5 protein-coding genes and 1 pseudogene are annotated in these 6,227 nt (G+C 48.2%); 1 reads left to right on the forward strand and 5 read right to left on the reverse strand.

Translation table 11 applies throughout. The annotated features are described in order from the left end of the window. Window positions 1–460, reverse strand: a pseudogene (locus ACWA6V_RS15420) (protein translocase subunit SecDF); the annotation flags it as partial. A 90-nt stretch (window positions 461–550) separates the two neighbouring features. Then, the gene (locus ACWA6V_RS15425) at window positions 551–955 is read right to left on the reverse strand and encodes a hypothetical protein (protein WP_449523327.1); all 405 of its coding nucleotides are present in this window, start codon (window positions 953–955) and stop codon (window positions 551–553) included. 359 nt (window positions 956–1,314) lie between these two features. Between ACWA6V_RS15425 and ACWA6V_RS15430 the strand changes: the two genes are divergently transcribed. Continuing rightward, on the forward strand, window positions 1,315–2,919 hold the full coding sequence (locus ACWA6V_RS15430) for a carboxylesterase family protein (RefSeq protein ID WP_449523328.1): 1,605 nt from the start codon (window positions 1,315–1,317) through the stop codon (window positions 2,917–2,919). A gap of 105 nt (window positions 2,920–3,024) precedes the next feature. Here the strand turns inward: ACWA6V_RS15430 and ACWA6V_RS15435 are convergent, their stop codons facing one another. The 3 genes from ACWA6V_RS15435 to ACWA6V_RS15445 form a co-directional block, all read right to left on the reverse strand. Next, a complete protein-coding gene (locus ACWA6V_RS15435) occupies window positions 3,025–4,347 on the reverse strand; it encodes a glycoside hydrolase family 19 protein (RefSeq protein WP_449523329.1) in 1,323 nt (440 codons plus the stop codon). A gap of 194 nt (window positions 4,348–4,541) precedes the next feature. After that, the gene (locus tag ACWA6V_RS15440) at window positions 4,542–5,822 is read right to left on the reverse strand and encodes a glycosyltransferase (protein ID WP_449523330.1); all 1,281 of its coding nucleotides are present in this window, start codon (window positions 5,820–5,822) and stop codon (window positions 4,542–4,544) included. Beyond that, window positions 5,822–6,227 (reverse strand): NAD(P)/FAD-dependent oxidoreductase (locus ACWA6V_RS15445; RefSeq protein WP_449523331.1); only part of this gene is annotated, 406 nt, incomplete at its 5' end. The genes ACWA6V_RS15445 and ACWA6V_RS15440, both read right to left, overlap by 1 nt.

Consider the following 6,227-nt stretch of genomic DNA (forward strand, 5'->3'; position numbering starts at 1 on the left):
GCACTGAAATGATTTTCCCGAGCAAAGCCGATTTTTCATTCGCCGCCCAATGAAACGTCATGCGCGCGGTAGTGCCCAATAATTCGCGGATATGTTGTGGGTCATTCACACCGGGCAGCTGGACTAAAATGCTGTCGTTACCCTGTCGCGTAATCATCGGCGCCACCATGCCGGTTTCATCCAGACGGCGGCGCACCACTTCCAAACTTTGCTCTACCGCATCGCGCACTATTTGCTCATGCAGCGCGGGATTTTTATTCGCCACCAACTCGCTGGTATCCACTTCCAATAACAAATGCGAACCGCCGCGTAAATCCAAACCAAGCGTTAATTGGTTCTGCGTATACCACGCAGGTAATTTTTCTAATGCAGAATCCGGTAATACATTCGGCAGTGCACAGAGCAATCCGAATAAAATAATCAGGCCATAGACAATCGCCCGCGAAAAAAGTGTTTTCATCGCCAATACTCCGCCATGCCTGCGCTCGTCACTGTTTTAACGCAGTGAGAGGAAAGCAAAAAAATTAAATTTGTTTTTTAACGGGAGGGATTAAACGAGCGGTGGTGCGCGGGAGATATTGAGTGTTTGTAATTGATGAAGAAATATATGCGGATATTGCTCAGTGGAATTATGTAACCTTGCTGTTACATGCGAATGCAAGGTAATAATGTCATTCGCTGTTAATGCCCAAATAGGCTCCGGCGGCTCGGCGGACCTGGGTTGATCTTTGTTGCGACTAAAGAAACGTTTCAGCGTGAAAGAATGTTCGCTGTTGGCGTGCAGCGGCATATCCACAGACACCACACGGCTATTACGCCCGGCATCACTGCTGGAGTAATCCGCTGACGACTCCAAACTCCAACCCGCTAGCAGACACAAAAAGCCAACAACAAAAATCCCGCCCCATAAGAACCGAATAGTAGATTGTTGCTGCAGGAGTGGTTGGAGTGGCATAAATATCACGGATTGTAGGAATTCATCACATATGGAGCAATATCTGGTACTTTCAAGCCCTCATCCTTGCTCGCCGCAAAAAATAAATTTTCACTTATGAAATATTAACTAGTGATTTAGCACCTAATAAGTAGCGGCTACACCACATTGGCATCAAAATTCATAGCTTTATAAATTTTTTAATTCAAGCTGATTTTCTTATGCGTGCAAAAGTCTCACGCTGGAAAAACTATTAAGCAAACAACTGCAAAGCCTCCAGACTCGCCCTAAGCTTGGAAGCTCTAACCACGGTATGGACGCTGGCAGTGGGTTGGCCGCTCACTGAAAATTCAATTCTGGTTTTATAAAGGCGAACAGCTATGCAAAAAATCACTATTGCGCTTCTTTGTTTAATTAGTTGCTCCGCACTCGCACTCATTGATACTCGCTTTCCTGAATCACCCACCTATATGTCAAAAGCGAGCATGATTCGTTTTCAATACATGTCCCATGAAGGCGCCCAATGCACGGCTGGCGTCAACACAAAACTGATATCGCGCGTGCCCTATTATGTGTACGCACCCGCTAACGGCGCTACGCAAATAAAAACAGGCAAATATGCTGCCGTTATTTTTTTACACGGCATGGGTGAACAAGGGTCATCTGTACTGAATATGTGTTACAACCGCGATGATGCTTATTACGCCAGCATCTCCACTAATTTAATAAAAGTTGAAAATCAGGCAGGCGGTCCTGGTGCAGCCATTGTTAACGGTCAATTTATTCCGCAAGAAAATATGGTGGTGATTATTCCGCAGTCGATGCAACGCGGAGGATTTTCAGCGGATGTGATTCGCCGTGTAATTTCCGACACCACCGTGCAACTGGCAGCAAAAGGGATTGAGTTAGATGCAGACCGCATTTATCTCACGGGCTTGAGCATGGGCGGCGGCAGTGTCTTTAACTATATTGCCGCTAACCCGACACATTTTTCCGCAGCAGTGGCGATAGAAGCCGCAGGCGGAATCGATCCCTGTTTGGTACGCAGCAACAACGTATCGCTGTGGGGATTTGCAGGCGGCGCATCGGGCAATATGGGTGCCGGGAATTTGCGCACTATTATCAATGGCAATAGCAGTTGCCCTGAAGCGACCATTGAATACATAAACCCTGCCTACACTTGCCGCTACAACAACAAAAGCTGCACATTGCTGTCCGCATTGCGCCCGAATAATTTACGCGCGACCTTTATGCCCAACAATGGCCACAGCGGTTGGCGGGAAGTTTACAACGGCACTCACAGCGCACTGCCGACTACTGAAAAAAATATTTATAACTGGATGCTGTCACAAAAAAATTCTGATCAGGGAAAACCTTTATTTCCGCTTGACTATGACACAGCATCAAGCAGCAGCACGGCATCATCCACTGCCCTGTCATCAACGCCATCATCTGTTCCCACTTCAAGTTCGGGCTCGTCGATTGCTAGCTCGTCTATTACTAGTTCATCCATTGAAAGCTCTATTGCATCCAGTGCAAGCTCTTCGGTATCAAGTTCGATAGTGTCATCGGCAAGTTCAAGCACGACAGACGGAGGTACGCCAGCGCCTATTTTATTGTCACCCGCAATGATTCTACCCGGTGCAACAGGAAATGTTTCCGCTTTAGTGGATGAACAAAATTCCACTGCACCCACTACTTATTGGTTCGCAGGTTGGTCAGCAGCGATTTATCCCGTTGAAGCAATTATTGATCTAGGCCGCGAATATACACTGACGGAAATAACTCTCTATGATGCAAATGGCACAGGGTTGGTAGAGTTTTCTGATGGTGATTTATCACACTCACAAGCGGTGATAGTGTCAGACTCACTGACGCGCTATTTGAAATTTACGAGCTACCCAATCAATCTCACTACGCGCTATTTACGTGTTAAAAAATTCAATGCTGCGAATATGAACGAGGTAAAACTGATGGGTTATTAAGGAATAGCTTACTAACGGATAAGTTATCTTTACTCTATTTTATTTTTATATCGCCAATAAAAAAACGCCGCAAAAATGCGGCGTTTTTTTATTTACCCGAGCAGATTAACAACCCAGATTATTACCCGCCGTTCCGCCAATAATTTGCAGGATGCGGTTGAACTCGTTGATACGGCTTTGCACTTGTGCAGGGTTTCCACCGTTACACTCGATTGCACCATTGATGGTACGGATGGTTTCACCGAAGCCATAGTTGTTAACAATATTGTCATGCGCCGGGCGATAACCTGATCCGCTCTGGGTCATCCAGAACCAAAGTGCTGTTTGCCAGGCTACTGTCGCGTTCTGCTCAACAATCTCAGGGTTGCGACGCAAATCCAAACCTAGCGCAGCACCAGCAGCACAGTAGTTGCCGTTGTGACTCAACTGGATAGGACCACGACCATAATATTGCTTGCCAGGCTCGCATGGACAAGTTGCCAAATTGCCCCAGTCACTGCAGTACAAGCCGCGCGCAATTTCAGTGACGTGCACAAAACTGCCAGTCTCATGCGAGAAGTTAGCGAGTGCCGCCGCTGCTTCGCGTTTTTTCAGCTGGAGATCACCCGTGCCAGCAAAGGTTGGATAGGTTTTGGTAGCAGCCACTAAACCTGCATAGGTGTAGAAAGGATTGCGGCCCGGGAACATTTGATTAAATTGCGCTTCGCTCACCACTGCCGCAAAACCGGTTCCGGGATTGGTAGTCGATGACACACTTGAGCTGGTGCCAGTGCCATTGCAACCGCTGGTTGGCTCCCAATACCAAGTGCTGACCAACGGATCGTAACCCGGGTTGTCATACTTCGCGCGGAAGGTGCCACCGTTATAACTCACGGTATTGCCTGCGTAATACATTCTTCCAGCAACCCAGGCGGCGCAAGTGCCGTTATTACCCGAACTGCTTGATGAATTTGTGCCACCCGGGCAAGAAGCAACTGGTTCCCAGAACCAGGTACTGATCACCGGATCATAGCCAGGGTTTTCATTCTTCGCACGATAGAAAGCGTTGTTATATCTCACCACCACACCAACGGTGTAGTTGGTACCAGCAGCCCAGTTAGGGCAGTTACCGCCGGTGCTCGGCGTACTGGATGTTGTGTTAGAAGGAGTGCTTGAGCGAGGCGTTGAACTGGTGGTGGTTGTGCCGCAAGAGCCAAGGTTAGTCCAGGCATCGCCCGCTGCCCAACCTGTGCCGGGCGCATAAGGGCCGCCAACCGTACACCAGCCGCCCACTTTACAGCTAAAAGCACTACCCACGTTTTGCACAATCGCATTGTTACTGTATGAGCGGCCATCAACATATTGGGCTACGCCATTGCAGTTGTAGGCATAAGCCTGTGTCGATAAAAGAAATGCGGAAGCAACTCCGACTATTTTTCTGAGGTTCATTTTGCAATCACCCGTCCGGTTTTATTTCCCAAGAGGAAATATTTGATTATTAAAAAGGGTTCACCTACCGAGAAGCAGGCTATGCGCAATGGACAACGTTGTCAAAGGATTGAAGGAAACTCGAACGTGGCACTTTTAAAAGATCAAAGTGGGAAGGAGAAGTACGGATTTATTCAGCGAAAAAGAAAAAAGAATTACTTATTTTTCGCTTCAATCCACTGCCCCATATATTGGGTGCTTTTGTGGGAGTGATGGCGCAGCATTTGGCCGATAAAGTTATCGCCACGCTCGCGCTGCAGATTGTGAAGCAGTTCCGTCAAACGAGTTTGTAACGCGAGGGCGTGATCTGTGCGATAAAAATAATCGCGCAGAATGGAAAAGCCATATTGTTGTTTTTGTTGCCACAGGGTTTCGTCTTGGTAATGCGCAACTGCCGCTGCAACAAATGTCTCAGCGTCATCTGCAACCGCCCCGCCCCACGGCAATCCGTCACTCATGGATTCAACACCAATGCTGGTGGTGATGCTCGGAGTGCCACAACGCATAGCATCCATCAACTTACCTTTAATGCCCGCACCAAACCGCAGCGGCGCAAGGCAAACGCGCGCGGACTGCATTGCCGCCTGTGCATCTGCCGCCCAGCCTTTGACATGAAAGCCTTCTTTCGCATTGTGTAATTGTGTTGCCTTGGGCGGAGGATAGGCGCCATAGATATGCAACTCTGCCTGCGGCAGCTGTGCACGGATCATTGGCCAAAGCTGATGTTTTAGCCAGAGCACTGAATCCCAATTGGGTTCATGGCGAAAATTGCCGATGGCAATAAAATGTTGTCGCGCCGAAAAATCGGGTAGCGATGCAACATCAACTTTCTGCTGCGATAGAAATGGGCAGTAAAAAAGTAGCTGGGATGGAACAGCAAAATAGCGCTGCAACAAATCGATTTCAACTTCAGAAATCATTAGCGATAGATCACAACGAAAAATCGCTGCCACTTCGCGCACCGCCATATCGTCCGCACACATCTGCTGATAGAGCAGTTCGCTGTCGGCGGTGATGGGGGCAACCGATTGTTTTTCTTTTTCACTGCCACAGAGTTTCTGCGCAGATTTTAATAATTGTTGGCGCGCATGGCGCAGGCTGTGCAGATCTTCAGTATCGAGAATTCGCAACGCGTCCGGACAAGCTTGCTCAACACGCCAACCAAATTGCTCTTCGGTAAAAAATCGATCAAATAAAACCAGATTCGGTTTTAATTCGCGCACAAACTCATCAAAGCTACTGCAGTTCAATGCAATCGCTTTTTCGGTAACACCCAAACTGTTTAAATCAAATCGATGTTCGGATAAAGCCGCGGCCGATGCAAATGTCACCTGATAATCCATCTTCAACAACAGCTGCACCAACTCCAACATACGCGTGCCCGCAGCAGATGAAGCAGGTTCCGGCCAGACATAACCTACTACCAATGCGCGCATCAAGTCATGTCCCGCAAATATTTCACCACACCTAAACCAGCCGCGCGCCCGCTGGCAAAACAGCCGGTAAGCAGGTAACCGCCGGTAGGCGCATCCCAATCAAGCATTTCACCTGCGCAAAAAACACCGGGTAACTTCTTCAACATCAAATGTTCATCCAGCTCATCGAATAGTACGCCGCCCGCACTGCTGATGGCTTCGTCAATGGGGCGCGGCGAAATCAGCGGGATCGATAATGCTTTTATTGCGTCAGCCAACTTCTCAATATTTCCAAAATCATCTTTCGATACAAACTCACGCAACAGTCCCGCTTTCACGCCTTTGATGCCAACCGTCTTTTCGAGATGGCTTGCCATGGTCTTCGAACCGCGCGGCTTTGAAAGTTTCAACAGTACGTCTTCACGA

The sequence above is a fragment of the Cellvibrio sp. genome (assembly GCF_053579595.1).

Coding starts and splice junctions, on each gene's coding strand:
- ACWA6V_RS15425 (WP_449523327.1), bottom strand. CDS start 955: ATGCCACTCCAACCACTCCTGCAGCAACAATCTACTATTCGGTTCTTA.
- ACWA6V_RS15430 (WP_449523328.1), top strand. CDS start 1,315: ATGCAAAAAATCACTATTGCGCTTCTTTGTTTAATTAGTTGCTCCGCA.
- ACWA6V_RS15435 (WP_449523329.1), bottom strand. CDS start 4,347: ATGAACCTCAGAAAAATAGTCGGAGTTGCTTCCGCATTTCTTTTATCG.
- ACWA6V_RS15440 (WP_449523330.1), bottom strand. CDS start 5,822: ATGCGCGCATTGGTAGTAGGTTATGTCTGGCCGGAACCTGCTTCATCT.